The organism is Burkholderia contaminans, assembly GCF_029633825.1.
Taxonomy (GTDB): Bacteria; Pseudomonadota; Gammaproteobacteria; order Burkholderiales; family Burkholderiaceae; genus Burkholderia; species Burkholderia contaminans.
The window spans coordinates 796696-822323 of the sequence record NZ_CP090640.1; the positions used below are offsets into that span (position 1 = coordinate 796696).

Genomic DNA, 25628 nt, shown 5'->3' on the forward strand with positions numbered 1-25628 from the left:
CCCTCGGTTGCCCGGTCGACGCCGGGCGGCTGCCCCATATCAAGCAAGCTCCGTGCAAGGCGCCGACAACCCTTGCGCCGTGCGCCTCGCGCCGGCCTGCCGCACCATCCCGGCGCAGGTCGCGCGCACCATTTTCGTGCGCGCGCACCGGCCGCTTGAACGCAGCCGTTACGCCAGCAGGCTACACTCCGTACGATCGTTTCATTCCCCGTATTCGCCGTATCGATGGAAATCGTCTTCACAGTCCTGATCCTGCTGCTGACCGTCGCGCTGTCCGGCGCCGTCACACGCATCCTGCCGTTCCAACTGCCGTTGCCACTGATGCAGATCGCGTTCGGCGCGATGCTCGCGTGGCCGAAGCTGAACCTGCACGTCACGTTCGATCCCGAAATCTTCATGCTGCTGTTCATTCCGCCGCTGCTGTTCGCGGACGGCTGGCGGATTCCGAAGCGCGAGCTGTACCTGCAGCGCCGCGCGATCCTGATGCTCGCATTCGGGCTCGTGTTCATGACGGTACTCGCAGTGGGCTACTTCGCGCACTGGCTGATACCCGAGTTGCCGCTGCCGATCGCGTTCGCGCTCGCGGCCGTGCTGTCGCCAACCGACGCGGTCGCGCTGTCCGGGATCGCCGGCAAGGGTCGCATTCCGCCGCAGCTGATGCACATCCTCGAAGGCGAGGCGCTGATGAACGACGCGTCGGGCCTCGTCGCGCTGAAATTCGCGATCGCCGCCGCACTGACGGGCATGTTCTCGCTGCGCGACGCATCGGTCACGTTCGTGATCGTCGCGGCCGGCGGGCTTGCGACGGGCGCGATCGTGTCGTGGGCGTTCAGCGCGCTGTCGACCCGCTTCCTGAACGCCGAGCAGGAAGGCGATCCGGCCCCCGGCATCGTGATGACGCTGCTCGTGCCGTTCGCGGCCTACCTGTTCGCCGAGCACCTCGACCTGTCGGGCGTGCTGGCGGCCGTGTCGGCCGGGATGATGATGAACTACACGAGCTTCTCGCGTAAAAGCACCGTCGCGTCGCGCGTGCGTGCCGAAAGCACGTGGGCGATGATCGAGTTCGTGTTCAACGGCATGGTGTTCATCATGCTCGGGCTGCAGCTGCCGCACATCATCGGCCGCACGCTCGTCGACGCGCACCACACGAGCGACGCGCTCGTCGGCCGGATGATCTTCAACGTCTGCGCGATGATGCTCGCGCTGTATGCGATCCGCTTCCTGTGGGTCTGGCTGCTGCGCTGGTTCGCGAGCCGTCGCGCCGCGCGCCACGGCCTCGCGGGCACGATGGCCGGCGTGCGCACGATCGCGGTGATGACGGTCGGCGGCGTGCGCGGCGCGGTCACGCTCGCCGGCGTGCTGTCGATTCCGGTCGCGCTGTCCGACGGCGTGCCGCTGCCGGGCCGCGATACGGCGATCTTCGTCGCGTCGGCCGTGATCCTCGGCTCGCTCGTCGTCGCGGTGATCGGCCTGCCGCTGCTGCTGCGCGGCGTGCGTTCGTCGCGCAGCCCGCTCGGCGACGAGGAACGCGCCGCGCGCGCGGCCGCCGCGCAGGCCGCGATCCGCGCGATCGATTCGTCGCACGACGCGATCTCGGTCGATCTCGACGAATCGGGCGCCGCACGCTGCGCGGATATCTCCGCGCGCGTGATGGACCAGTACCGCCGCCGCCTCGCGACGCTCGCCGACGACGGCCCCACGCCGCGCGCGGAAGCGAAGCAGGCCGAAACGATGGAACTGCAGATGCGGATCGCCGCCGTGCGCGCGGAACGCTCCGCGCTGTATCGGCTGCGCAGCGAGAGCAAGATTTCCGACGAGACGCTGACGAAGCTGCTCCGCGAGATCGACCTGTCGGAAACCGCGCTGTCGACGCGCAAGAAAGGCCTTGTCTAAAGGCTCGGCGGCTGCCTGAACGCGGCGGCTGCCCAATAAAAAACGGCGACGCTCGAGCGTCGCCGTTTTCACATCCGCCCGCGTTCGCGTTACTTCGCGACGACGACCGGAATCCCCTTCAGCATCCCCGCCCCCTTCATCTCGTCGAGCGCGTGCTGCACGGCCGCGCTCGTCGCCGCTTCGATGCCGAGCTGCAGTGCGAGCTCGCGCTCCGCGCGCTTCACGCCGGCCAGGTTGCGCACCTTCACGTGACCGAAGCCGCGCACGCGTGCGTGCAGGTCGGCCAGTTGCGTGACCTGCGCCGCATTGCCGGCGGTCGTTGCCGCGAGCGCACGCGCGAGCGTCGTCTCGTAGTCGTCGGCGAGCGCACGCTCCATCCTGCGCTCGACGGTGCGGCCGAACGGATCGAGCCACGTGCCGCGCAGGCTGCGCACGCGCGCCAGCATGCCGAACACCGGCCACATCCACGGGCCGAACACGCGCTTCTTCGGTGCGCTGCCGTCGCGGCCGGCCTTCGCGACGGTCGGCGGCGCCAGGTTGAACTTCACGCGATACGCCTGCCCCGGCACGCCTTCGAATTGCGCTTCGAGCGCCGTGCGGAACGCATCGTCCGTGTACAGCCGCGCGACTTCGTATTCGTCCTTCACCGCGAGCAGCCGGTAGAACGTCGTCGCGACCGCGCGCGTCAGCGCGTCGTCGCCCTTCGCACGTGCCGCGCTCACGAGCGCACGATAGCGCTCGACATAGCGTGCGCCACCGTAAGCATCGAGACGCGCTTCGCGATCGGCGATCAGCTCGGCGAGCGTCTCCGGCGCGGCATGCGCGGCCACCGTGTGACGCGCGTTCCACAACGCATCGAGGCCCGCCGCGTCGCCGGCCGCCATCCGGCCGATCGAGAACGCGAGCTTGTTCATCGGCACCGCGACGTTGTTCAGCTCGATCGCGCGCATCATCGCCGCGAGCGACACCGGCACGAGGCCGAGCTGCCATGCATAGCCGAGCATCAGGATGTTCGCGCCGATCGAATCGCCGAGGAACTTCGCGGCGAGCGCCTGCGCGTCGCAGCTCGACAGGTAGCCGTCGCCGGCCGCGTGGCGCATCTTCTCGAGCAGCGCATCCGCGTGCAGGTTCGCGTCGGGGTTCTGCACGAACGACGCATTCGGGATCCGGTGCGTGTTGACGACGATCCGCGAACGCTCGTGACGCACCGTCTGCAGCGCCTCGGCGCTCGCGCCGACGACCATGTCGCACGCGAGCAGCACGTCCGCCTGCTGCGTATCGATGCGCACCTGGTTTAGCCATCGGTCGCTCGATGCGATCCGCACGAACGACAGCACCGAGCCGCCCTTCTGCGCGAAGCCCATGAAGTCGAGCACCGACGCGCTCTTGCCTTCGAGGTGCGCGGCCATGCTGATCAGCGCGCCGACCGTCACGACGCCCGTGCCGCCGACGCCCGTCACGAGCATGTCGAACGGCGCCGCGTCGAGATGCGTGGCCGGCACCGGCAGCGCGTCGACGCGCGCGGCGAGCGCGGCTTCGTCGAATGCAGCGCCGGCGGCCTTCTTCAGCGCCGCGCCTTCGACCGTCACGAAGCTCGGGCAGAAGCCGTTCACGCACGAATAATCCTTGTTGCACGACGACTGGTCGATGCGGCGCTTGCGACCGAGCGGCGTTTCGAGCGGCTCGACCGACAGGCAGTTCGACTGCACGCCGCAATCGCCGCAGCCTTCGCACACGGCGTCGTTGATGAACAGGCGCTTGTCCGGGTCGGGGAATTCGCCCTTCTTGCGGCGGCGGCGCTTCTCGGCCGCGCAGGTCTGGTCGTAGATCAGCACGGTGACGCCCGGCGTCTCGCGCAGCTCGCGCTGCACGGTGTCGAGTTCGCTGCGGTGATGGAACGTCGTGCCCGGCGGGAACTGGCCGTGATGACCGTCGTACTTCTCCGGCTCGTCGGACACGACCACGAAGCGCGACACGCCCTCCGCCTCGACCTGCCGCGCGATCTGCGGCACCGAAATGCTGCCGTCGACCGGCTGGCCGCCCGTCATCGCGACCGCGTCGTTGTAGAGGATCTTGTACGTGATGTTCGCTTTCGCGGCGACCGCCTGGCGGATCGCGAGGATGCCCGAGTGGAAGTAGGTGCCGTCGCCGAGGTTCTGGAACACGTGCTTCGTGTTCGTGAACATCGCGTGCGCGGCCCAGTCGACGCCTTCGCCACCCATCTGGATCAGGCCAGTGGTGTCGCGCTCCATCCACGACGCCATGAAGTGGCAGCCGATGCCGGCCTGCGCGATCGAGCCTTCCGGCACCTTCGTCGACGTGTTGTGCGGGCAGCCCGAGCAGAAGTACGGCGTGCGCTTCACCGCGTCCGCCTCGTTCGACAGGATCTGCGGCGCGACGAGGTCGACCACGCGCTCGCGGCGGTCGAGCGCCGGCTTGTGGCGCGCGAGCCAGTCGGCGAACACCGGCAGGATGCGCGACGGACGCAGCTCGCCGAGCTCCGACAGCAGGCAGCCGCCGACGGCGTCGTGCTTGCCGAGCACGCGCGGACGCGCGCCTTCCGTGCGGTTGTACAGATAGTCCTTGATCTGCTGCTCGATGACGGGGCCCTTCTCCTCGATCACGAGCACTTCGGCGAGCCCGTCGACGAAGGTTTCGACGCGCGTCATTTCGAGCGGGTACGACAGGCCGATCTTGTAGATCCGCACGCCGGCCGCGTCGAGATCGGCCACCGTCAGGTCGAGGCGGCGCAGCGCTTCCATCAGGTCGAGGTGCGCCTTGCCGCAGGTCACGATGCCGACGTTCGCCTGCGCGCTCGGCGCGATCCACTTGTCGATGCTGTTGGTGCGTGCGAAATGGCGCACCGCGTCGAGCTTCGCGGCGAGGCGCGCCTCGATCGTGAGGCTCGGCAGGTCCGGCCAGCGGTTGTGCAGGCCGCCCGTCGGCGGCGTGAAGCCTTCCGGTGCGGGCCACTGCGTCTGCAACGCGTCGAGGTCGACGGTCGAGCCCGATTCGACCGTTTCGGAGATCGCCTTGAAACCGACCCACGCGCCCGAGTAGCGCGACAGCGCCCAGCCGTACAGGCCGAATTCGAGCATGTCGGCGATGTTCGCCGGGTTCACGACCGGCATGTGCCACGCGATCATCGCGAAGTCGCTCTGGTGCGGCATCGACGACGACACGCAGCCGTGGTCGTCGCCCGCGACGACGAGCACGCCGCCATGCGGCGACGAGCCGTACGCGTTGCCGTGCTTCAGCGCATCGCCGGCGCGATCGACGCCCGGGCCCTTGCCGTACCACATCGCATACACGCCCTCGACCGTGCGCTCGGGATCGGCCTCGACCCGCTGCGTGCCGAGTACGGCCGTGCCGCCGAGTTCCTCGTTGATCGCGGGCAGGAAGCGCACGCCGCCGGCGTCGAGCAGTTTCTTCGCCTTCCACAGCTGCTGGTCGACCATGCCGAGCGGCGAGCCGCGATAGCCGCTGACGAAGCCGGCCGTGTTGAGCCCCTGTTCGGCGTCGACCGTGCGCTGCATCAGCAGCAGGCGAACCAGCGCCTGCGTGCCGGTCAGGAAGATCCGGCCGCGCGTCGCGGTCAGGTTGTCGGTCAGGCGGTAGTCGGACAGGGCAGGCGTGCCGTCGACGGGCAGGCGGGCAGTCATGGGGGATGTCTCCGGATTGTGCTGTTCTGGGCGGCTCGGCAGGGCGTCGGGCGACGCGTGACTGGCGGCTGCGAATGGCTCTATTTTTTCGCGCGCAGCCGAGAATGTTTTTTCTCATCTTGCTCGGGCGGGCCGTCTGTGAGAAAGACCGCGCAGCTTTTTGCCGGGATTTGAGAGAGTTTTCGCGCACGGCGGTCGGGCGAGATCGGCGACGTGTCGGAGCGGGCGGGTCGTTTGCCGGGGAAACGCGTGGCGGTCCGACGGTGGCCCGGGTAGGTGGCGGGTGATGCTCGCGCCCCGTGTGACAAGGGTTTCAGCGCCTCGTGGCGGTGACTCTCACCATTGAAATGCACAGCATTGCGATTGGTCGGTGGCTCGGGATGTCCACAACGCCTCACCCCTTGGCCGACCGGGCTCGCGCGCTCACCGTTCGATTGCACAGAATTTCGAGTGGCGTGGGGGCCGGGATGTCCACATCGTTGTCGGCATGAATATGGCGCTTGCCTCGACGCTCACCACTGAAATTCACAGCGCGGCGAGTGAGTTTCAACGGCGGATATCCACATCGGCGAGGGTGTATTGCATCGATCGGCAGTTCGCCTCAGCGTTCGAATGCTCGGGGGCGCGAGTGGGTTTGTCGGCCGGACGGGCACACTGGGACCCGCATGCTGCCAATCGCGGGCTCCCGCTCACCATGGAAATGCAATGGGTCGGGAGCGGGCTTATCGGCCGAACAGGCACGCCGGAACCCGCATGCTGCGCAATCGCTGGCCTGCCTTCACCGTTGAAACACGCCGGGACGCGAGCGGGTTGAGCGGGTTGAGCGGGTTGAGCGGGTTTATCGGCCGGACATGTACGGCGGAACGCGCATGCTGCACAATCGCGGGCTCACACTCACCATTGAAAGACACAGGGCTTCGAGTGTCTGCGACAGCGGTTATCCACGCCCGATCCGGCATTGCCGACCAGCCACGCGGGCACCCTCACCGTTGAGAACCACAGCGCTCCGAGTGGTCCGGGACGCAGGATATCCACATGCATGCGCATCCTCCGATGCGACAACGGATGCGTACAGCGGAGAGTGCGACCGGCGGGAAATCCATGCTGGAAGCGGCTCACCGACCGATCGAGTACTGACGCTCACCGTCGAAATGCACAGTGCCGCGAGTCGTTTCGGTGACCGGATATCCACACGGGGGCTCGCGTTGCCCCCGCTAGCACGCTCGCGTCCGAACCGGACGTGCACGCCGCGTCGGACGGAACCGCTCGCCGAACGATCGTGTCTTGCCGCGCCGACCACCGATCGCGTATTCATGCTCGCCGCTGCATCGCGCAGCGTTTCGAGTCGCTTGCGAACGCGGCGATGCGCAGCGAAATCTGCGCATTGCAGACCACGCGCTCGCGCTCACCGTTAAAATGCACGGCCTTCCGGGGGAGGTTCCGGAACCGGATAGCCACTTCGCGGCGCACGCGCGGCTCGGCGCACACATGCGCGCGTTCGGCTAGAATGCGCGACGCTTCGAACCGCGCAAAGACCGGAAAGCCGCGCCAGGACAGGCGCATCGTCCGATCGGGCGCCGCCCCTCACCGTTGAATTCCACAGCATTTCGCGTCGTTGCGAGGGCGAGTTGTCCACAACCCGCTCCATGCATTCCGTATCATCCGGTGACCCTCACCTGTGAAATGCACAGGGCGCCGAGTCGTTTCGGCGTGAGGATATCCACAACCGATCGCTCGACGCGACCTTCGTCAGACCTTCGACTGGAACGGCCCGCGCATTCGCCGACGGCTATCGGGCATTTACCGGAAAGCCCCGTCCAGACGGCCTCGGCGGCACCCTCACCATTCAAATGCACAGTGTTCCGAGTCGCCTTGGGGGTGGGTTATCCACATCGGTCCAACGAGACTGCATCGAACAGGCATGCGCCCTCGAGCCGCATTACTCGGCAATCGACCGGATGACCGCTGCCGGATTGCCGCCGACCAGCACATTCGGCGGAACGTCCTGCGTGACGACGGCCCCTGCCGCGACCACCGAGTTCTCGCCCACCGTCACACCGCCGATGATCGTCGCGCCGGCGCCGATCCACACGTTACGCTCGATCACGATCGGCTTCGCGAGAACGAAGTCGCGCCGCCGCGAAGGTTCGACGGGATGACCGGACGTGATGAGGCTGACGTTCGGCCCGATCATCACGTCGTCGCCGATCTCGAGCCCGCCGAGATCGTAGAACGTGCAGTTCTGGTTGATGAACACGTTGCGCCCGAGCTTCATGCCGGTGCCGCCCGTCGCATGGAACGGCGGGATCAATGCAAAGCCGTCGTCCACTGGCATGCCGATCAGTTCTCCGAACAATGTGCGAACCTCGGCGGCGTCGTCGAACGTCAGGCGATTGATCCGCGCGGCGATCGACATCGCCCGCTTGACCTCGGCCACCATCGCCGCCGATTCCGGCGTTCTTCTCGGAATGATCGTGGTGCGATCGTCGTTTGCCATGTGTGAGTTGTCTCCCGGGATATTCCTGTTTCGCGATGCATCGGCGATTGCGGCAGGATGCCAGTGTTGCTGTATGTGCGGGCGCGGCGGGCTTCGGGGTGCCTTGCGAGGAATACCGGTTCACGCCGGGCTTCCGCCCCATTCATAACTAGTCTTAACATTACTAGTTATGAATAAACCCCCTTATGACACAAGGCGTTACCCAGCCTTCCACCCGACTCGCGCTCGACACGCAGCGCATCCGGCCATCACACCGATGGCCCCGCCTCGCCGGGCGCCCCTGGCCGGGCGCCCCTGTCCGAACCTCCGCTGCTCGGGTACGCTTGAGCATCCACCGGACCGACAGTTGCACCCAAACGCGGAGGCACGATGAAGCTCTACTACTGGCCGAAGACCCGGGCATTCCGGGCATTGTGGATGCTCGAAGAACTCGGCGTGGTGTATGAACTCGTGCCGATCGACCTGCGCTCGCACGAACAGGGCAGCGACGCGTTCGTGCAGGTCAACCCGATGGCGAAGCTGCCCGCGCTCGACGACGGCAGCGTGCCGTTCGCCGAATCCGGCGCCGTACTGCTCTATCTCGCCGACCGCTGTCCGGGCGCCGGGCTCGGCATCGCGCCCGACGATCCGCTGCGCGGCCGTTTCCTCCAATGGATGTTCTTCACGCCGACCTGCCTCGAACCGGCGATGGCCGAAAAATTCACCGGCGCGTCGGGCAATCCGGTCGCGTTCGGCTGGGGCAACATCACGCGCGTGCAGCGCGCACTCGCGCAAGCGCTCGCCCATAGTCCATGGCTCATCGGCGACCGCTTCACCGCGGCCGACCTGCTGCTCGCCAGCACGCTGAAGATCGCGTTCGACGCGCATCTGCTGCCGCACGAAGGCGTGCTCGGCGACTACGTCGCGCGCGCCGAGGATCGCGACGCATTCCGCCGCGCGGTCGCAATCGAACAGCGCGAAGCGGCGCGCCTGCTGCATGCGTGACGTGTAGACGTGCAGCGCGTGGGCGGCGCTGCCGGCCGCCCGCGAGCACACCTACGCAGCCGGGCCCGACGTCGCGGCGCCTGCATTGACCACCGCACCCGGTGAACCGCGCTCGTCCGTATCGGCGTCAACCGGCACCACCTCATGAAAATGCGTGTAGTCGATGTGCGTGATGCCGTCTTCGTCGTGCATCAGGTCGACATAGCGGTGACGCCAGCGGATCTCGTCATGCTCCCAGGAATGACGCGCCTGCATCACCTGCGCGGTCGTCTCGTCCGAGCCTTCGATCGTGATCAGCAACGACGCGTCGCGCGCAGCGAGCGATTCGGGCGTCTCGCCGAACAGCGCGCTCGATTCGTCGATCACGTGCATCAGGTTCCAGCCGAGCAGGAAAATCGGATGCTCGCTGCGCACGAGCGCCAAGTCGTGGATCTTGCGCAGCGTATAGCCCTCGTGCGTGCCCTCGACGCGCATCAGCCGCAGTTTCGCCTGCGCTTCGGCAATCACGTTCTGGCGCGCATTCGCGGCGCGCACCATCAACGTCATCCTGCCGTTCAACGGCCGGACGATGGCGTAGCGTGCGAACAGGATCTTCGCCTGCGGCCGCGAAAACCGCGCGAACACGAGCCCGGTGGCCATCGCGATGCCCGACATCCCGACGAAGATCTCGAACGTCGCGACCAGGTGCGCATACACGGTCTGCGGATGCATGTCGCCGTAGCCGACGGTCGCGAGTGTCTCGACACTGAAGAAAAACGCGCCGCCGAAGCCGGCCGGCGACTGGTTCGCAATCGGTGCATGGCCAAGCAGGTAGAGCGTCGCAAAAGCGCCGTTGAGCAGCAGGAACAGCACGGCGAGCGACAGGAAGAACACGGGCCAGCTCACCGTCAGCGCACGGTGATAGAGGTCGCGCCAGCCGAGCGGCGGCATCCCGTACGCGATCACCGGGCGGGTGCCCGACCAGAGCTTGCGGCCACGGCCGCGGGAGGCTGGGGAGGACGAATCGACGTTCATCGCGCGGTGCCGGAAACAGGGAGGCGATGAGCGTAGCACGCGCGGCGGCAGCCGGGTATGCGTACGGGTTCGGAATGGAAATCCGTTGCACCGCCGGCCGCGCGGCGCAAAAAAAGCCGGCCGCGAAAGCGGCCGGCTGCGTCGTCGGTGTGCGAGCAAGCGCGCGGCGCTCACTTGCGGTCGACGATCACCTGGTCGAACGTACCGCCGTCCGCGAAGTGCGTCTTCTGCGCGTTCGCCCAACTGCCGAAGACCTGCTCGACGCTGAACGTCTTCAGCGGCTTGAATTCGGCCGCATGCTTCTTCAGCACGTTCGCGTCGCGCGGGCGCAGATGATGTTGCGCGATGATTTCCTGTGCTTCCGGCGTGTACAGGTAGTCGAGATACGCCTGCGCGACCTTGCGCGTGCCCTTCTTGTCGACGACCTTGTCGACGACGGCGACGGGCGGCTCCGCGAGGATGCTCGACGACGGGTACACCGCGTCGAACTGCGCGCCCGACGCACCGGTGTCCATCAGCGCGACTTCGTTCTCGAACGTGACCAGCACGTCGCCGATGCCGCGCTGCGTGAACGTCGTCGTCGCGCCGCGGCCGCCGGAGTCGAGCACCGGCACGTTGCGGAAGATCGCCTTCTCGAAGTCGATCGCCTGCTGGTCGGTCGCGCCCTTCTGCTTCTGGAAGCCCCACGCGGCGAGATACGCATAGCGGCCGTTGCCCGACGTCTTCGGGTTCGCGATGATTACCTGGACACCCGGCTTCGCGAGATCGCTCCAGTCCTTGATCGCCTTCGGGTTGCCCTTGCGCACCAGGAACACCATCGTGGTCGAGTACGGCGAGCTGTTGTCGGGGAAACGCGCGCGCCAGTCCTTCGGCAGCAGCTGGCCGCGCTCGGCGAGCAGGTCGATGTCGTTCGGCTGGTTCATCGTCACGACGTCGGCCTGCAACCCTTGCAGCACCGACAGCGCCTGCGCGCTCGACGCGCCGTGCGACTGCTTGATCGCGATCGTCTCGCCGGTCTTCTGCTTGTAGGCAGCGGCAAAACCCGCGTTGATGTCCTTGTAGAGTTCGCGCGTCACGTCGTACGACACGTTCAGGATCGACGTATCCGCGTGCGCGGCCGTTGCCGCCACGACCAGCGCCGCCGCCGCGCCCGTGTGCAGCCAGCGGCCGATCCCCTTCATGCTTGCCATCGTGATATGCCCCGTTTCCAGTGGTGGTGAATGTGCGTGACGGCACGCGTACGCGCTGTCATCGAAACGTAAGCGGGCATTCTAGCGGCCGGGCGCAGCGCCCTTTCCAATCAGTCGTGGAAAGCAAATCTCGAATTCTGCTAAACGGCGGCGGACGCTCGCGCGCGGATCGGATCCGGTGTTAAGATCGCCGCTCAGCCCATTTCCCGGTTCCTCCATGTCCGCTGCCCTGCGCTCGCTTCCGATCCTCGCCGCCGTCGCGGCAGGTGCGCGCGCGGCCGGGCTGAAACTGAAAAAACGACTCCTCGACTGACGGGGACGTCGCGTCCCGTCAGGCGAATGCCGGACGGGATGCCCGCAGGTCGTTTCTTTCTCCTTGCTCGCACGCCTCGCTCCGGTACTCCGCCGGCGGAACGGTTCCTTCCCACTCCGTTTCCACCATGAGGCTCTGCATGAACACACGTTTCGAAGGTATCTGGCTGCCGATCATCACGCCGTTCCACCACGGCGAAGTCGACCATGCCGCGCTCGCGCGACTCGCACGCCACTATGCGGCCACGGGCCTCGCGGGCTTCGTCGCGGGCGCGACGACCGGTGAAGGCGTGCTGCTCGACGCGCGCGAACAGGACGCCGTGTTCGCGACGCTGCGCGACGCGGCACCCGGGCTGCCGATCGTCGTCGGGCTAACGGCGAGCGCGACGCATTTCGCGGCCGCCCGTGCGCGCGAACTCGCGGCGCTGCGGCCCGACGGGCTGCTCGTCACGCCGCCCGTCTACGTGCGGCCGACGCAGGACGGCATCCGCCGCCACGTCGAGGCGATCGTCGACGCGGCCGACCTGCCGGTGCTCGTCTACAACATCCCGTACCGCACCGGCGTGAACGTCGAACTGGACACGCTGCAGGCGCTCGCGCGCGACCCGCGCGTCGCGGGCATCAAGGAATGCGGCGGCACGCTCGACCGGATGAGCCGGCTCGTGCACGACACGCCGCTCGCGATCCTGTCCGGCGACGACAACCAGAACTTCGCGGCGATGTGCGCCGGTGCGCACGGCGCGATCGCGAGCAGCGCGCACGTGCTGCCCGAATGGCATGTGCGCATCCACGCGCTGCTGCGCGACGGTCGGCTCGCCGACGCGCGGCGCCTGTCGGTCGCGCTGCAGCCGCTCGTCGCGGCGCTGTTCGCGGAGCCGAACCCGGCGCCGGTGAAGGCCGTGCTGGCCGCGCAAGGGTGGTGCGAAGACGGATTGCGGCTACCGTTCGTGCCGGCGAGTGAAGGATTGAGGGAGCGGCTGGCGACCATTTGCAGGGAACTGGAAACGTCCCCGCAAGCTGTCGCGGCAGCGTAGGATTTCGCTTCCGAAACTGTTTCAGACTGTCAGGATTCGGGACGCGCCATACTGCGCGAGGTGGCTGTCGGCCGTGACGAGCAACAGCGGTTCGCACCACGCTTGCGCAACGAGCAACCGGTCGAACGGGTCGCCATGATGATGGGGCAGATGACGCACGGCAGCGCCGTGCGTGGCCCGGACCGGTAGCTCGCGATACTTGCTCGTCTTGATCTCACCGACGAGCCGATCCACGTCGACGTCCAGCTTTCCCTTCCCGGCTTTGATCGCCATCTCCCAGATGCTCGCGCTGCTGACGAACACGGCATCGGCGCAGGTGATCAGCCTGCGCGCACGAACGCTCAGTTTCGGATCGTCACCCCACATCCACAGGAAGATGTGCGTATCGACCAGCAACCGCATTACTTCCCTTCGAACTCGGCCAACTCTTCGGCGGAGAGGGGCGCATCGAAGTCGTCGGCCATCCATATCTGCCCCTTGAGGGCACCGAACCGATGGATGGGTTCAAGCGGCACCAGCCGGACCGACTGTTTGCCGTCCTGCGCAATCACGACGCGTTCACCCGCGATCGCGGCATCGAGCAGCCGCTGCAGGTCGAGCGCGGCTTCAGGGACAGTGGCAACTTGCATGATGGGCTCCATTGAGTGAGCCACCATTGTTACGACCTTCGCTCCGTTCCTCCAATAGGCCGATTGTCCAGTCGACCGCATACGTATCGATCGGCATCACGCCGCCAGCGCCGCCCCGGCCCCCTCCGTCGCATCCCGCACCGCCTGCTTCACGATCCGCGCGAGCCGATCGACGGTCGGTGTCGTCGACGACGTGCGCCGCAGCAATATCAGCGGCAAACTCGGCAGTGCCGGCAACCCGCACGAAGCCGCATCGAGCACGCGCACCGACGCGGGCAGCCCGTACTGCGAGCGCACCGTCAGCCCGAGGCCGGCCGCCGCCGCGGCCCATAGCCCGGCAAGACTGGGCGTCGTGAACGCAACGCGCCACGGCACGCCCGCGCGGTCGAGCGCACCGGTCGCCGCACCGAAGAACCGGCACGGCCGGTCGAACACGACGAGCGGCAGCGGCTCGCCCGGCGCGCGCACCGCGCGGCCGCCCGTTTCGTCCGCACCGTCTTCCTCCTCCGCACCGCCGCCCGGCATGCCGAAGCCGGTCGCGACCGAGCCCGCCGCCCCCACCCACTGCATCGGCACCTGCGCGATCGCTTCGCTGTCGATCCCCGCGCGCGCCACCAGCGCCGCCGACGCCGGGTCGCCCCACACCAGCGCGAGATCGAGCTGGTTCGCATCGAGCCGGTCGAGCAGATCGGCATTGCGCGCCACGCGCGCCTCGATCCGCACCTTCGGATGCGCACGCGCGAACCGCCCGAGCACGTCGGGCAGAATCGCCTCGCCGAAATCCTCCTGCAGCCCGACACGCACCCAACCGTCGAGATTCATGCCGCGCACGGCCGCGGCCGCCTCGTCGTTCAGCTCGATCATCCGCCGCGCATAGCGCAGCATCGCGTCGCCGGCATCGGTCAGCGCCAGCCCGCGGCCTGCCTTCACGAACAGCGGCGTGCCGGCCTGCTCCTCGAGCTTGCGGATCTGCGCGCTCACCGCCGACGACGAGCGCGCGACGCGGTCGGCCGCCTTCGCAAAACTGCCGAGATCCACCCCGGCGACGAGGCTGCGCAGCGCCGCCACGTCGAAGTTGGGCCGGGCCAGCGTGGCATCGGCCAGCTCGCGCGACTCGCCGTCGTCGCGTGGAATGTCTTGTCCGGACATCTCAACCATCCTGTTTTATCGAATGATTCATCAAGAACTTTCCGATTTTCAGGATGAATGTAGGACGCCAGACTGTGGATGTCAATTTCCAACCGGGCCTGCCGTCATGGATACCTCGTGCATCGCTTCCCCCTCCTCGCCCGCCCGCGACGTGCGCGGCGCGGCTCATCGCTGGCGCGTGCTGGCGGCCGGCGTCGCCGCGAACATGAGCTTTTCGGCCGCGGCGGCCGGCATTCCGACCACGGCCGTGTGGATGCGCTCCGCCTATCACCTCGACAACGGCGCGCTCGGCCTCGTGCTCGGCGCGCTCGGCTTCGGCGTCGCGCTGTCCGAACTGCCGTGGGGGATGGCTGCCGACCGCTTCGGCGACCGCCGCGTGCTGCTCGCCGGGCTCGTCGCGACGGCCGCGATGTTCGCGCTGATGGTGGGCACGATCGTCCCGACCGCGCACGGCGTGCCGCCGCTGATGCGCGTCGTGGCGGCGATGTGTTGCGTCGGCCTGCTCGGCGGCAGCGTGAACGGGTCGAGCGGGCGCGCGGTGATGCGCTGGTTCGGCGAGCGTGAACGCGGGCTCGCGATGAGCATCCGCCAGACGGCCGTGCCGCTCGGCGGTGGCATCGGCGCGGCGCTGCTGCCGTCGCTCGCATCGCACCTGGGCTTCGCCGCGGTATTCGGCGCGCTGATGGTGCTGTGCGCGGGTTCTGCCGCGCTCACCTGGCGCTGGCTGCACGAGCCGCCGGCCGAACCGGCCGTCGCGCAACCCGCCACGCATCGCCCCGTCGAGCAACAATCCGCGCGACAGGTGCGCAACCCGCTCGCGAGCGTCCCCGTGTGGCGCATCGTGCTCGGCATCGGCCTGCTGTGCGCGCCGCAGTTCGCGGTGCTCACGTTCGCGACAGTGTTCCTGCACGACTTCGGCCGGCTCGGCCTCGCCGGCATCAGTGCGGCGATGGTCGCGCTGCAGCTGGGCGCGATGGTGATGCGCGTGTGGAGCGGCCGTCATACCGACCGGCACGGCAACCGGCGCGCGTATCTGCGCGGATCGGTATTCGTCGCGGCCGGCTCGTTCACGGTGCTCGCAGCCGCAACGGCTGGCAGTGCGCACGTGCCGCTCGCCGCGATCGTCGCGATTCTCGTCTTCGCCGGCATCTGCGTGTCCGCGTGGCACGGCGTCGCGTACACGGAGCTCGCGACGCTCGCGGGCGCGAATCAGGCGGGCACCGCACTCGGGATGGCCAATACGATCGTCTACCTCGGGCTGTTCGCGACGCCCCTCGCGATTCCACCGCTGCTCGCAGTCAGTTCGTGGAGTGTCGTGTGGCTCGCGGCCGCGCTGGTCGCCGGCGCGACCTATCCGCTGTTCGCCGCGAAATAGCAGCCGCTCGTCTCACGCGGGCGTCGCAGCGCACGCCACGACGCCCGCGCCATCCGTCAAGCCGCTTCGCGCGCCAACGCACGTCGCGCAGCCGGCCGCTCGGCCTCGCGCTGCGCGTGGGCGGTCCACGCGGGATGCCGCGTCATGTCGAGCCCGATCGCGACGCCCCAGCGATACAGCACGAACAGGAACGGATCGACGATCGAATGCGCGCCCGGCTCGGCCCATGTGCGACGGTCGGCGAGCGCGGCTTCGATCGCCTCGTTCGCGGCCTCGATCGTGCGTCGCCCGTGCGCGCTGACCTCGCTGTGCAGCGCCGGATCGCCGATGAAGCGGCCCGGCCTCCACAGTGCGCCGTAGCCGACGCCATGCACCCAGCCGACCAGCCAGGCGAGCCACTCGTGGCACCGTGCCTCGCGCAGCGGGTCGCCGAGCGGCAGCAATTGCGCATCGGGATAACGGCGCGCGAGATACGTGAGGATCGCCGGCGTTTCGGTCAGCACGTGCGGCTCGCCCGGAATCGCGAGCACCGGCACACGCGCCTTCGCGTTGATCGCGAGATAGCGCGCCTCGAGGTTCTGCTGCTTCTGCAGGGAGACGATTTCGACGTCGAACGGCGCGCCGGTTTCCTCCAGGGCGATATGGACGGCGAGCGAACACGCGCCCGGCGAAAGATAGAGACGGTATGCGTTCATGGTGGTAGGGCCCGACGGGGCTGTGGAAGACGGAACCGAGTGTAGGAACGCGTGCCGGCCCGCCGCAAACGATGAATTGTCGTGCTCGAACATTAGTGTTACTAATACCCGCATGCGACGCATCCACCTTCCTCCGCTACAGACGCTGCGTGCATTCGAGACCGCCGTGCGGCTGCAGAGCTTCACGCGCGCGGCCGACGCGCTCGCGCTCACGCAAGGCGCCGTGAGCCAGCACATCCGCACGCTCGAGGCGCAGCTAGGCTATCCGCTCTTCACGCGCGAGCGTAACGGCGCGACGCCGACGCACGCCGCGCACGCGCTCGCACTGCAGGTACGCCAGGGCCTCAGCGTGCTCGAACGCGCGTTCGAGCCGGCACTCGCCGTGCGCAGCCGCCCACGCACTTGCGACGTCACGCTGAACGTCAGCGTGCTGCCGAGCGTCGCCGAGCGCTGGCTCGCACCGCGCCTGCCGCGCTTCACGGCCGCGCACCCGCACATCGCGATCGTGCTGCACCCGGAGGTGGCGCTCGCGCCGCTGCGCAAGCGCGACCGCATCGACGTCGCGCTGCGTTACGGGCCCGGCACGTGGCCGGGCGTCGTCGCCGAGAAGCTGATGAACGAGACGATCTTTCCGGTCGCAAGCCCCGCGTACCGCAATCGCGACGGCGTCGCGCCGCGCGTGCCGGCCGATCTCGTGCGCGCGACGCTGCTGCGCCATCCCGCGCAGCCGTGGGAACCTTGGCTCCAGGCCGCGCGGATCGACCTCACCGAATCCGCGCGCGCGCCACGCTTCACCGATGTGAATGCGCTGATCGACGCGGCGCTGAAAGGCCTCGGCGTCGCCCTCGCGCGCCGCTCGCTGATCGAGCCCGAACTCGCGAACGGCACGCTCGTGCGCGTGTCGACGGTGCGCATCACCGACGTGTACGCGCACTACGTCGTGTGGCGCCCCGACCATCCGTACGAAGCGGCGATCCGCACGTGGCTCGACTGGCTGCGCAGCGAGGTGCGGCGACGCACGCCGCGGCGCTGAGGTCACGCGATCGGCTGCATACGTTCATCATGAATGGCGATGCCGTGGCGTACGGCATGCCCGCGTAAAAGTGCCCGACTCGCATCGCCCGCCGGGAAATTTTTGCGCCCTCGCAATCCCGTGCAAGTGACTGGTCAGGATATCGAAAGCATTCGCGATCACGCACCGGTCGCAAACGATTCACCGAAACGTCGCATCGCGTCGGCATACTCGAAAACGTTTCCCGATCAGCCAGCCAGGAGAGAAGTCATGCGTCGCGTTTCCGTCGTCGTTCTTTGTGTCGCCGCTTTCGTCGCCGCCTGCAGTGACGACGCTCCGCACGACGCACACGCGACCGACGCCTCGCAGCAGGCCGGCGCATCGTCCGGCTCCGCCAGCGCATTCAACAACGACGCAGCCGCGAACCCCGCTGCGTCCGATGCCGCGCCGCTCGCGCCGCCCGTCGTGCACTACCCGCCCGATGACGACGACGACGCAAAGCCCGCGGCAAATGCGGCAAACGCGGCCGCGTCGAGCGCGGCAGCGTCGTCACCTGGCTGATCCCGCCGCTTCCGTCCCCCGACCGCAGAACCGAGGTGAAATAACATGACGTCATCGAGCCGCCGCCGTTTCCTGCATACCGTCGCACAATCCGCGGGCGCCGCCGTCGCGCTCAACGCCTTCCCCGAATCGATCCGCCGCGCGCTCGCGATTCCCGCCGCGCGCGGCACCGGCACGATCCGCGATGTCGAGCACATCGTCGTGTTCATGCAGGAAAACCGCTCGTTCGATCATTACTTCGGACACCTGCGCGGCGTGCGCGGCTACAACGACCGCTTCCCGATCCCGCTGCCGAGCGGCAAGCCGGTGTGGTACCAGCCGTCGAAGGCCGACCCGGGCAAGCCGGTGCTGCCGTTCCGGTTGAACACGCTGACGACGAGCGCGCAGTGCGTCGGCGACCTCGACCACTCGTGGTACAAGACGCACGCGGCGATCGACGGCGGCCGCTACGACCAGTGGCCCGCGAACAAGACCGACATGACGATGGGCTATCACGTGCGCGAGGACATCCCGTTCCACTACGCGCTCGCCGATGCGTTCACCGTGTGCGACAACTACTTCTGCTCGCTGCCGGGGCCGACGCACCCGAACCGCTCGTACCTGATGACGGGCACAGTCGACCCGACCGGCAAGTTCGGCGGCCCGCTGCTCGACAACAGCGACTATGTCGACGGCGACGGGCCGCCCGCCTACCAGCTGCTGTCGTGGACGACCTTTCCCGAGCGTCTCGAAGCGCACGGCGTGTCGTGGCAGATCTACCAGCAGGGCACGACGGGCAACGATCCGTACAACGGCAACTACGGCACGAACGTGCTGCAGAACTTCGCGAACTTCATCAACGCGAAACCCGGCTCGTCGCTGTACCAGCGCGCGCAGACAGTGCGCACGCTCGACAACCTGAAGGACGACGTGATCAACGACCGGCTGCCGCAGGTGTCGTGGCTGTGTCCGCCCGCCGCGTTCTCCGAGCATCCGAAATACACGCCCGCATACGGCGCGAACTACACGTCGCAGATCCTCGACGCGCTCACGTCGAACCCGGACGTCTGGCGCAAGACCGTGCTGTTCATCATGTACGACGAGAACGACGGCTTCTTCGACCACATCGTGCCGCCGCAGCCGCCGACGTCGGCCGCGCAGGGCGCATCGACCGTGACGACCGACGGCGAGCTGCACACGGTCGTGAACCCCGGCCGCGGCGGCAGCTATACGGCCGACGGCCTGCCGTACGGCCTCGGGCCGCGCGTGCCGATGACGGTCGTGTCGCCATGGACAAAAGGCGGCTTCGTGTGCTCGCAGGTGTTCGACCACACGTCGGTGATCCGCTTCATCGGCGAGCGCTTCGGCATCGACGAACCGAACATCACGCCGTGGCGCCGCACGGTGTGCGGCGACCTCACCGCCGCCTTCGACTTCCGCTCGTCAGACGCGTCGTTCCCGCCGCTGCCCGACACGAGCCAGTACCGCTCGATCGCCGACCAGCAGTGCACATCGCAGCCCGCGCCGACCGTGCCCGCGACGCCATCGCCGATCGACCCGCAGGAACCCGGCGTGCGGCCGGCGCGTGCGCTGCCGTACGAGCTGCACGTGAACGCGAGCGTCTACGGCGGGACCAAACTTCGAATCGAGTTCGCGAACCGCGGCAACCAGGGCGCGCACTTCCACGTGTATGCGACGAACCGCACCGACGGCCCGTGGCGCTACACGGTCGGCGCGCGCCGCGTGCTGCATGCGGACTTCGACCTGACGGTGACGAACGGCGCGTACACGTTCGCGGTGTACGGGCCGAACGGATTCGTGCGCGTGTTCTCGGGCAACGTATCGGCCCCGGCCGCACCGCATCGCAACCCTGCGCAACCGGAAGTGAAGGCCGGCTACGACGTCGCGAACGGGAACCTGTACCTGAAGCTGCGCAACCATGGCGGGGCCCACGTCACGCTGACGCTGACCGACAACGCGTACGGCGCGCCGTCGCGGCAGGTGACGCTGCATGGCGGCGACGAACGCGTCGAGCAATGGATGCTCGCGTCGAGCCACCAATGGTATGACGTGACGGTGAGCGACGGCGCGGCCGGCACCTTCTCGCGCCGCTTCGCGGGCCACGTCGAGAACGGCCGGCCGAGCTATTCGGATCCGGCGGCGGTGCGGCCCGTCTCCGCGGCGTAAGCCTAACGGCGCGGAGCGGCACGGCGCCCGCCGTACCGCTCGCCCGGCGCGTCAGACCGCATGCGCGAGCGCGCGATCGACGAGTGCGGTCTCGAAGCCGTCGTCCGCGTCGCGAAAGCGCAGCGGTGCCGCGCAATGGACGAGCGTGTCGATGAAGTACTTCGCGCGCGGCCACGGCCCGAAGCCGGCCGCGGTGTTGATGTGCCCCGCGTCGCCGAGGTTCACGAACGCGCTGCCCAGGTGCTGCGCGAGCGTGCGCGCGTCGCCGAGCGGCATCCACGGATCGGTTTCGCTGCCGATCACGATCGACGGCACGGCGAGCCGGCGTGCGTCGAACGGCCCGGCAAACGTGAATTTCTTCGGACTGGCGGGTGCGACGAGCAGCACGCCCGCGACATCGCCCGTGTGCGGCCACTGCGCAAGCGCATGTGCGGCCGCGAGGCAACCGAAGCTGTGCGCGGCCAGCACGAACGGGCCGCGTTCGCGGTCGAGCAATGCACGCACCGATTGCGCCCAGCGCGCAAGATCGGGCGCGTCCCAGTCGTCCTGCTCGACGCGCAGCGCGCGCGGGAACTGCCGTTCGAGCCAGGTCTGCCAGTGAGCACCTTCGCTGCCGTGCAGGCCCGGAACGGTCACGAGCCGCGGCGGCCACGCCGATTTGCTGCATGCGCGCATGATTGCCCTCGCTTGCTTGAAGACGGGATTCGATTGTGGCGCGGCGCCCCCGGCGGCCGAACCAATATTTTGTGCTTTGCTTTTGCCTGGGCCGGCCATCCGGGGGCAGGCCATCCGGGGCGGTTACCCGCCCCGCGCACCGACGCGCGATGCGCCGCGAGACCGTAGAATGTGGGCTTCCCGTCAGCTTCACATGGAACCGGGGCCGGGCGCCGATGCGCCGGGCGCCTGGCCGTCAGGAGACGTCCGATGTCCGCTACGCCCGCCGGCGCGCTGCGCCCGGCCCTTCTCGCCGTTCCCGTGACGCGCCTCGCCGGCGCGCGCGCCGTCACCCGATGAAGATCCTGTTCCACTCCCCGCATCAGGAAGCCAGCGCGTGGCGCGACGAGATCGCGCATGCGCTGCCGGAAGCCGAACTGCGCGCGTGGCAGCCGGGCGACACGGCCGCCGCCGACTACGCGCTGGTCTGGCGCGCGCCGCGTGAATTCTTCGCCCCGCGCGACGGCCTGCGCGCGATCTTCAACCTCGGCGCCGGCGTCGACGCGCTGCTCGCGCTCGAGCACGCGCATCCGGGCACGCTGCCGCGGCACGTGCCGCTCGTGCGGCTCGAAGATTCGGGCATGGCGCAGCAGATGGTCGAATACGTGACGCACGCGGTGCTGCGCTACCTGCGCCGCTTCGACGAATACGAAGTGCTGCAGCGCGAGCGCCGCTGGCAGCCGCTCGAACCGCATGCGCGCGCGAGCTTCACCGTCGCCGTGCTCGGACTCGGCGTGCTCGGCGCGCAGGTCGCGCGCGCGCTCGCCGCGCTCGGCCTGCCCGTGCGCGGCTACAGCCGCAGCGCGAAGCAGCTCGACGGCGTGACGACCTTCGCCGGAGACGGCGCATTCGATGCGTGCATCGACGGGGCGAAGGTGCTCGTCAACCTGCTGCCGAGCACGCCCGACACCGACGGCATCCTGTCGTCGCGCGCGTTCGCGCGGCTCGCGCCGGGCGCGTATGTCGTCAACGTCGCGCGTGGCGCGCATCTCGTCGAAGCCGATCTGCTGGACGCGCTCACGAGCGGCCAGGTCGCCGCCGCGACGCTCGACGTATTCCATCGCGAGCCGCTGCCTGAAGACCATCCGTTCTGGCACGCGCCGCGCATCACGATCACGCCGCACAGCTCGGCCGAGACGCTGCGCGACGAAGCCGTCGCCCAGATCGCCGGCAAGATCCGCGCACTGGAGCGCGGCGAGCGCGTCGGCGGCATCGTCGACTACACACGCGGCTACTGAACCTACAAGCAAATCAGGAGACAACCATGACGTTCCCCACCGCCGTCAAGATCGTCGAAGTCGGCCCGCGCGACGGGCTGCAGAACGAGAAGACCTTCGTGCCGACCGACGTGAAGATCGCGCTCGTCGACCGGCTGTCGCACGCCGGCTTCCGCAACGTCGAGGCCGCGTCGTTCGTGTCGCCGAAATGGGTGCCGCAGATGGCCGACGGCGCCGACGTGATGGCCGGCATCGAGCGCCGCGCGGGCACCGTGTACTCGGTGCTCACGCCGAACCTGAAGGGCTTCGAGAATGCCGTCGCTGCGCGCGCGGACGAAGTCGTGATCTTCGGCGCGGCGAGCGAGGCATTCTCGCAGCGGAACATCAACTGCAGCATCGCCGAAAGCATCGCGCGCTTCGAGCCCGTCGCGAAGGCGGCGAAGGATGCGGGCCTGCGGCTGCGCGGCAGCGTGTCGTGCACGCTCGGCTGCCCGTACCAGGGCGAAGTGCCTGTCGCATCGGTCGTCGACGTGGTCGAGCGCTTCGCGGCGCTCGGCTGCGACGAGATCGACATCGCCGACACGATCGGCGTCGGCACGCCGAAGCGCACGCGCGAAGTGCTCGCGGCCGTCACGCGCGTGTTCCCGCGCGAACGCCTGTCGGGCCACTTCCACGACACCTACGGCCAGGCGCTCGCGAACATCTACGCGGCGCTGTTCGAAGGAATCGAGATCTTCCACGCGTCGGTGGCCGGCCTCGGCGGCTGCCCGTATGCGAAGGGCGCGACCGGCAACGTCGCGACCGAGGACGTGCTGTACCTGATGCAGGGCCTCGGCATCGACACCGGCATCGACCTCGCACAGGTCGTCGCCGCCGGCGACTTCATCTCGAACGCGATCGGCCGCACTAACGTGTCGCGCGCCGGTCGCGCACTGCTCGCCAAGGCGCAGAGCGCGGCCGACGCTGCGAACTGCGCATGACCCCGGTATTCGATGGATTCCTCAACATGACGACACCCGCTTCATTCGATTCTCTCCCCGATTCCGCGCGACGCGTCGCGCTGCTGCTGCGCGAACGCGGCCATGCGAAAGGCATCGTGATGCTCGCCGAAACCGGCAAGACGTCGGCCGAAGCCGCGGCCGGGCTCGGCTGCTCGGTCGCGCAGATCGCGAAGTCGATCCTGTTTCGCCGCCAGTCGGACGGCGCGCCGGTGCTCGTGGTCGCGAGCGGCGTCAATCGCGTCGACGAGAAGAAGGTCGCCGCGCAGGTCGGCGCGGTCGGCCGTGCGGACGCGAAGTTCGTGCGCGACAACACCGGCTATGCGATCGGCGGCGTCTGCCCGATCGGCCATCTCGTCGAACCCGTCACGCTGATCGACGCCGACCTGCTCGAACTCGACAGCCTGTGGGCGGCCGCCGGCCATCCGCACGCGGTGTTCAACCTGTCGCCGAACGAACTCGTGTCGCTGACGGGCGCGCCGGTCGCGGACGTCGCTCTGCGGGAGCCCGCATGAGCGACGTGCCGGTGTCGGTGCCGGTCGGCACGGTCGCGTCGCCGTGCACCGACGTATGCCGGATCGATCCGCGCACCGACTGGTGTGCGGGCTGCCTGCGCACGCGCGACGAGATCAAGGGATGGCGTGCGTCGGACGATGACGCAAGGCGCGCGTTGCTCGCGCGGCTCGATGCGCGGCGGCGCCTGCTGGCGAGGAGCGGCGCATAAAAAAAAGCCGTTCAGCCTGGCGGGCGAACGGCATGAGATCGGAATCCTGTGAACGTGATCAACGTCACAGCCCGCATCATACGAGCGACGCGGCCGCATCGCATCGGGTGTTTCCCTACAACTTCTTACAGCGTCTTCCACGCGTGCGCGCGCACGGCTTTTGCTCGCCATGCGCGCATCGTCTGCCCGCAATACGCGCTCCTGAAATACGCATTCGACGAACCGCTGCACTGCCCCGCAGCGGCACCGAATCGCACGATCGTTTCAGTTGCCGACGGCCGCGCGACGCGCGGGCACGATGCGCCAGCCGAGGTTCACGCCGGCCGCCGCGAGCAGGATCAGGAGCGCGCCGAGCACCTGCGTCCACGCGAGCGTCTGCCCGAACGCGACGCGATCGACGACGATCGCGACGACCGGATAGACGAACGACAGCGCACCGGTCATCGCGGTCGGCAGCTTCTGGATTGCGCCGTACAGCAGCACATACATCAGACCTGTATTCACGACGCCGAGCACGACGAGGTCGAGCCACTGCCCGGCAGTCGCCGGCAACGTGCCGAAGTGTGCGAACGGCGCGAGCAGCAGGACCCCGAGGCCGGCCTGCAGCAACGCGAGCAGGTGCGGCGGCGTGCCCTTCAGGTGCTTCGTGACGATCGACGAGATCGCGTAAAGGAACGCGGCACCGAGCGACAGCGCGACGCCTTCCAGATATTCGCCCGGCACCGCGAGCACGGACGGCTCGACGCGCACCACGGCGACGAGGCCGACGAATGCGAGCGCGAGCCACGCGACCGTCGACGCGGTGATCCGCTCGCGGAACACGATCGCGCCGAGCGCGACGAGCATGAACGGCTGCGTGTTGTAGACGGCGGTCGCCATCGAGATCGATGCGCGCGAATAGGCGGCGAACAGCAGCAGCCAGTTCGCGACGATCGCGACGCTGCCGAGCGTCGCCAGCGCGAGCATTCGCGGCGAGAACAGCGCGCGGCGCAGGAACCCGAACGCCGCGCAGACGATCGCGAGCGTCGCGGCGCCGAACAGGCAGCGGAAGAACACGACGTTCGTCAGCGGCTGCTGCGACGACATCACGAGCCAGCCGATCGTGCCGGACATCATCATCGCGACGACCATCTCGGCGGCGCCGCGGCGCATTTCATTCGAAGCCATCATGAACCCCGTTCGGAAGAGTGGATGACTTCGATTCTAGAAACTTGCTTTCGCGGCAACCACGGCTAAACTGAAGTGAATCGTCCGATTCACCTTCGAAAGCAAAGCGATCATGCCGAAACGCCTTTCCCCGCCCGCCGTCGCGTCGCTCGACGCGACCGACCGCGCGATTCTCGCGGCGCTGGCCGACGACGCGCGCATCGCCACCAGCGAACTCGCCCGGCAGATCGGGCTGTCGGCGCCCGCGACCGCCGACCGCGTGCGACGGCTCGAAGCGCAAGGCGTGATCGCCGCATTCACCGTCGAGCTCGACCCGCGCGCGCTCGGCTACACGCTGCAGGCGATCGTTCGCGTGAAGCCGCTGCCCGGCCAGCTGCATCTGGTCGAAGAGATGCTGCGGCGGATTCCCGAATTCGTGGAGTGCGACAAGGTGACCGGCGACGACTGCTTCATCTGCCGGCTCTACCTGCGCACGATCGCGCACCTCGACGACATCCTGTCGAAAGTGACGGAGCGCGCCGAGACGAGCACTGCGATCGTCAAATCGACACCGGTGCCGCGGCGGCTACCGCCGCTCGTCGAGGACGACGGCGCGCACCGCTGAACGAGCCGGTACGCGGCCGTGCCGCCCGCGC

Annotated in this window: 23 protein-coding genes; 12 read left to right on the forward strand and 11 right to left on the reverse strand. The window is 68.2% G+C overall.

Annotation, left to right across the window (positions count from 1 at the left end; genetic code table 11):
- The first annotated feature begins 225 nt into the window (after positions 1-225).
- Positions 226-1893, forward strand: coding sequence for a Na+/H+ antiporter (locus LXE91_RS03750; protein WP_039346420.1), 1668 nt, complete (start codon positions 226-228; stop codon positions 1891-1893).
- Positions 1894-1982: 89 nt separating this feature from the next.
- Here the strand turns inward: LXE91_RS03750 and LXE91_RS03755 are convergent, their stop codons facing one another.
- From LXE91_RS03755 to LXE91_RS03765, 3 genes are all read right to left on the reverse strand, one after another.
- Positions 1983-5555 (reverse strand): indolepyruvate ferredoxin oxidoreductase family protein, encoded by a 3573-nt coding sequence (locus LXE91_RS03755; RefSeq protein WP_039346423.1) that lies wholly within the window; start codon positions 5553-5555, stop codon positions 1983-1985.
- Between the two features lie 1311 nt (positions 5556-6866).
- Positions 6867-7118, reverse strand: coding sequence for a hypothetical protein (locus LXE91_RS03760; protein WP_039346426.1), 252 nt, complete (start codon positions 7116-7118; stop codon positions 6867-6869).
- A gap of 376 nt (positions 7119-7494) precedes the next feature.
- Positions 7495-8052, reverse strand: a complete 558-nt coding sequence (locus LXE91_RS03765; RefSeq protein WP_039346428.1) for a sugar O-acetyltransferase — start codon at positions 8050-8052, stop codon at positions 7495-7497.
- 369 nt (positions 8053-8421) lie between these two features.
- On the opposite strand from LXE91_RS03765, the gene LXE91_RS03770 reads away from it, so the two are divergent.
- Complete coding sequence (locus LXE91_RS03770; protein WP_039346431.1) at positions 8422-9036, forward strand: glutathione S-transferase family protein; 615 nt, start codon at positions 8422-8424, stop codon at positions 9034-9036.
- A 51-nt stretch (positions 9037-9087) separates the two neighbouring features.
- Here the strand turns inward: LXE91_RS03770 and LXE91_RS03775 are convergent, their stop codons facing one another.
- Both LXE91_RS03775 and LXE91_RS03780 read right to left on the reverse strand, forming a co-directional pair.
- Positions 9088-10050, reverse strand: coding sequence for an ion channel (locus LXE91_RS03775; RefSeq protein ID WP_039346434.1), 963 nt, complete (start codon positions 10048-10050; stop codon positions 9088-9090).
- A 170-nt stretch (positions 10051-10220) separates the two neighbouring features.
- Positions 10221-11240, reverse strand: a complete 1020-nt coding sequence (locus LXE91_RS03780) for a sulfate ABC transporter substrate-binding protein (protein WP_039346437.1) — start codon at positions 11238-11240, stop codon at positions 10221-10223.
- A gap of 452 nt (positions 11241-11692) precedes the next feature.
- Between LXE91_RS03780 and dapA the strand changes: the two genes are divergently transcribed.
- Positions 11693-12586 (forward strand): 4-hydroxy-tetrahydrodipicolinate synthase, encoded by an 894-nt coding sequence (dapA, locus tag LXE91_RS03785; protein WP_039346440.1) that lies wholly within the window; start codon positions 11693-11695, stop codon positions 12584-12586.
- A 21-nt stretch (positions 12587-12607) separates the two neighbouring features.
- Here the strand turns inward: dapA and LXE91_RS03790 are convergent, their stop codons facing one another.
- From LXE91_RS03790 to LXE91_RS03800, 3 genes are all read right to left on the reverse strand, one after another.
- Positions 12608-12988, reverse strand: a complete 381-nt coding sequence (locus tag LXE91_RS03790) for a type II toxin-antitoxin system VapC family toxin (protein ID WP_039346442.1) — start codon at positions 12986-12988, stop codon at positions 12608-12610.
- Positions 12988-13215 (reverse strand): type II toxin-antitoxin system Phd/YefM family antitoxin, encoded by a 228-nt coding sequence (locus LXE91_RS03795; RefSeq protein ID WP_039346445.1) that lies wholly within the window; start codon positions 13213-13215, stop codon positions 12988-12990. Before LXE91_RS03795 ends, LXE91_RS03790 begins: the two co-directional genes overlap by 1 nt.
- Positions 13216-13311: 96 nt before the next feature.
- Positions 13312-14364, reverse strand: a complete 1053-nt coding sequence (locus tag LXE91_RS03800) for a LysR substrate-binding domain-containing protein (RefSeq protein WP_039346448.1) — start codon at positions 14362-14364, stop codon at positions 13312-13314.
- A gap of 106 nt (positions 14365-14470) precedes the next feature.
- Here LXE91_RS03800 and LXE91_RS03805 point away from each other — a divergent pair, with 106 nt between their 5' ends.
- On the forward strand, positions 14471-15739 hold the full coding sequence (locus LXE91_RS03805; protein ID WP_039346451.1) for an MFS transporter: 1269 nt from the start codon (positions 14471-14473) through the stop codon (positions 15737-15739).
- 56 nt (positions 15740-15795) lie between these two features.
- On the opposite strand, the gene LXE91_RS03810 is transcribed toward LXE91_RS03805, so the two are convergent.
- On the reverse strand, positions 15796-16434 hold the full coding sequence (locus tag LXE91_RS03810; RefSeq protein ID WP_039346455.1) for a glutathione S-transferase: 639 nt from the start codon (positions 16432-16434) through the stop codon (positions 15796-15798).
- 112 nt (positions 16435-16546) lie between these two features.
- Here LXE91_RS03810 and LXE91_RS03815 point away from each other — a divergent pair, with 112 nt between their 5' ends.
- The 3 genes from LXE91_RS03815 (at position 16547) to LXE91_RS03825 (ending at position 20173) form a co-directional block, all read left to right on the forward strand.
- Positions 16547-17467, forward strand: coding sequence for a LysR substrate-binding domain-containing protein (locus LXE91_RS03815; RefSeq protein WP_039346458.1), 921 nt, complete (start codon positions 16547-16549; stop codon positions 17465-17467).
- A 249-nt stretch (positions 17468-17716) separates the two neighbouring features.
- A complete protein-coding gene (locus LXE91_RS03820) occupies positions 17717-18007 on the forward strand; it encodes a hypothetical protein (RefSeq protein ID WP_039346461.1) in 291 nt (96 codons plus the stop codon).
- A 45-nt stretch (positions 18008-18052) separates the two neighbouring features.
- A complete protein-coding gene (locus LXE91_RS03825) occupies positions 18053-20173 on the forward strand; it encodes a phosphocholine-specific phospholipase C (protein WP_039346464.1) in 2121 nt (706 codons plus the stop codon).
- Between the two features lie 51 nt (positions 20174-20224).
- Here LXE91_RS03825 and LXE91_RS03830 read toward each other — a convergent pair whose 3' ends face one another.
- Positions 20225-20848, reverse strand: a complete 624-nt coding sequence (locus LXE91_RS03830) for an RBBP9/YdeN family alpha/beta hydrolase (RefSeq protein WP_039346467.1) — start codon at positions 20846-20848, stop codon at positions 20225-20227.
- A 335-nt stretch (positions 20849-21183) separates the two neighbouring features.
- Here LXE91_RS03830 and LXE91_RS03835 point away from each other — a divergent pair, with 335 nt between their 5' ends.
- The 4 genes from LXE91_RS03835 to LXE91_RS03850 are packed head-to-tail and all read left to right on the forward strand — an operon-like array spanning position 21184 to position 23826.
- Complete coding sequence (locus LXE91_RS03835) at positions 21184-22125, forward strand: 2-hydroxyacid dehydrogenase (RefSeq protein WP_039346470.1); 942 nt, start codon at positions 21184-21186, stop codon at positions 22123-22125.
- A gap of 26 nt (positions 22126-22151) precedes the next feature.
- Entirely contained in the window at positions 22152-23084 is a 933-nt protein-coding gene (locus tag LXE91_RS03840; protein WP_039346473.1) for a hydroxymethylglutaryl-CoA lyase, read from the forward strand.
- Between the two features lie 26 nt (positions 23085-23110).
- Positions 23111-23617, forward strand: a complete 507-nt coding sequence (locus LXE91_RS03845; protein WP_039346541.1) for a YbaK/EbsC family protein — start codon at positions 23111-23113, stop codon at positions 23615-23617.
- Positions 23614-23826, forward strand: coding sequence for a DUF1289 domain-containing protein (locus LXE91_RS03850; protein WP_039346477.1), 213 nt, complete (start codon positions 23614-23616; stop codon positions 23824-23826). Before LXE91_RS03845 ends, LXE91_RS03850 begins: the two co-directional genes overlap by 4 nt.
- A 264-nt stretch (positions 23827-24090) precedes the next feature.
- On the opposite strand, the gene LXE91_RS03855 is transcribed toward LXE91_RS03850, so the two are convergent.
- Positions 24091-24993: a DMT family transporter gene (locus LXE91_RS03855; protein ID WP_039346542.1), complete on the reverse strand. Its 903-nt coding sequence runs from the start codon at positions 24991-24993 to the stop codon at positions 24091-24093.
- Positions 24994-25105: 112 nt separating this feature from the next.
- On the opposite strand from LXE91_RS03855, the gene LXE91_RS03860 reads away from it, so the two are divergent.
- Positions 25106-25597 (forward strand): Lrp/AsnC family transcriptional regulator, encoded by a 492-nt coding sequence (locus LXE91_RS03860; protein WP_011353413.1) that lies wholly within the window; start codon positions 25106-25108, stop codon positions 25595-25597.
- Positions 25598-25628: the final 31 nt, after the last annotated feature.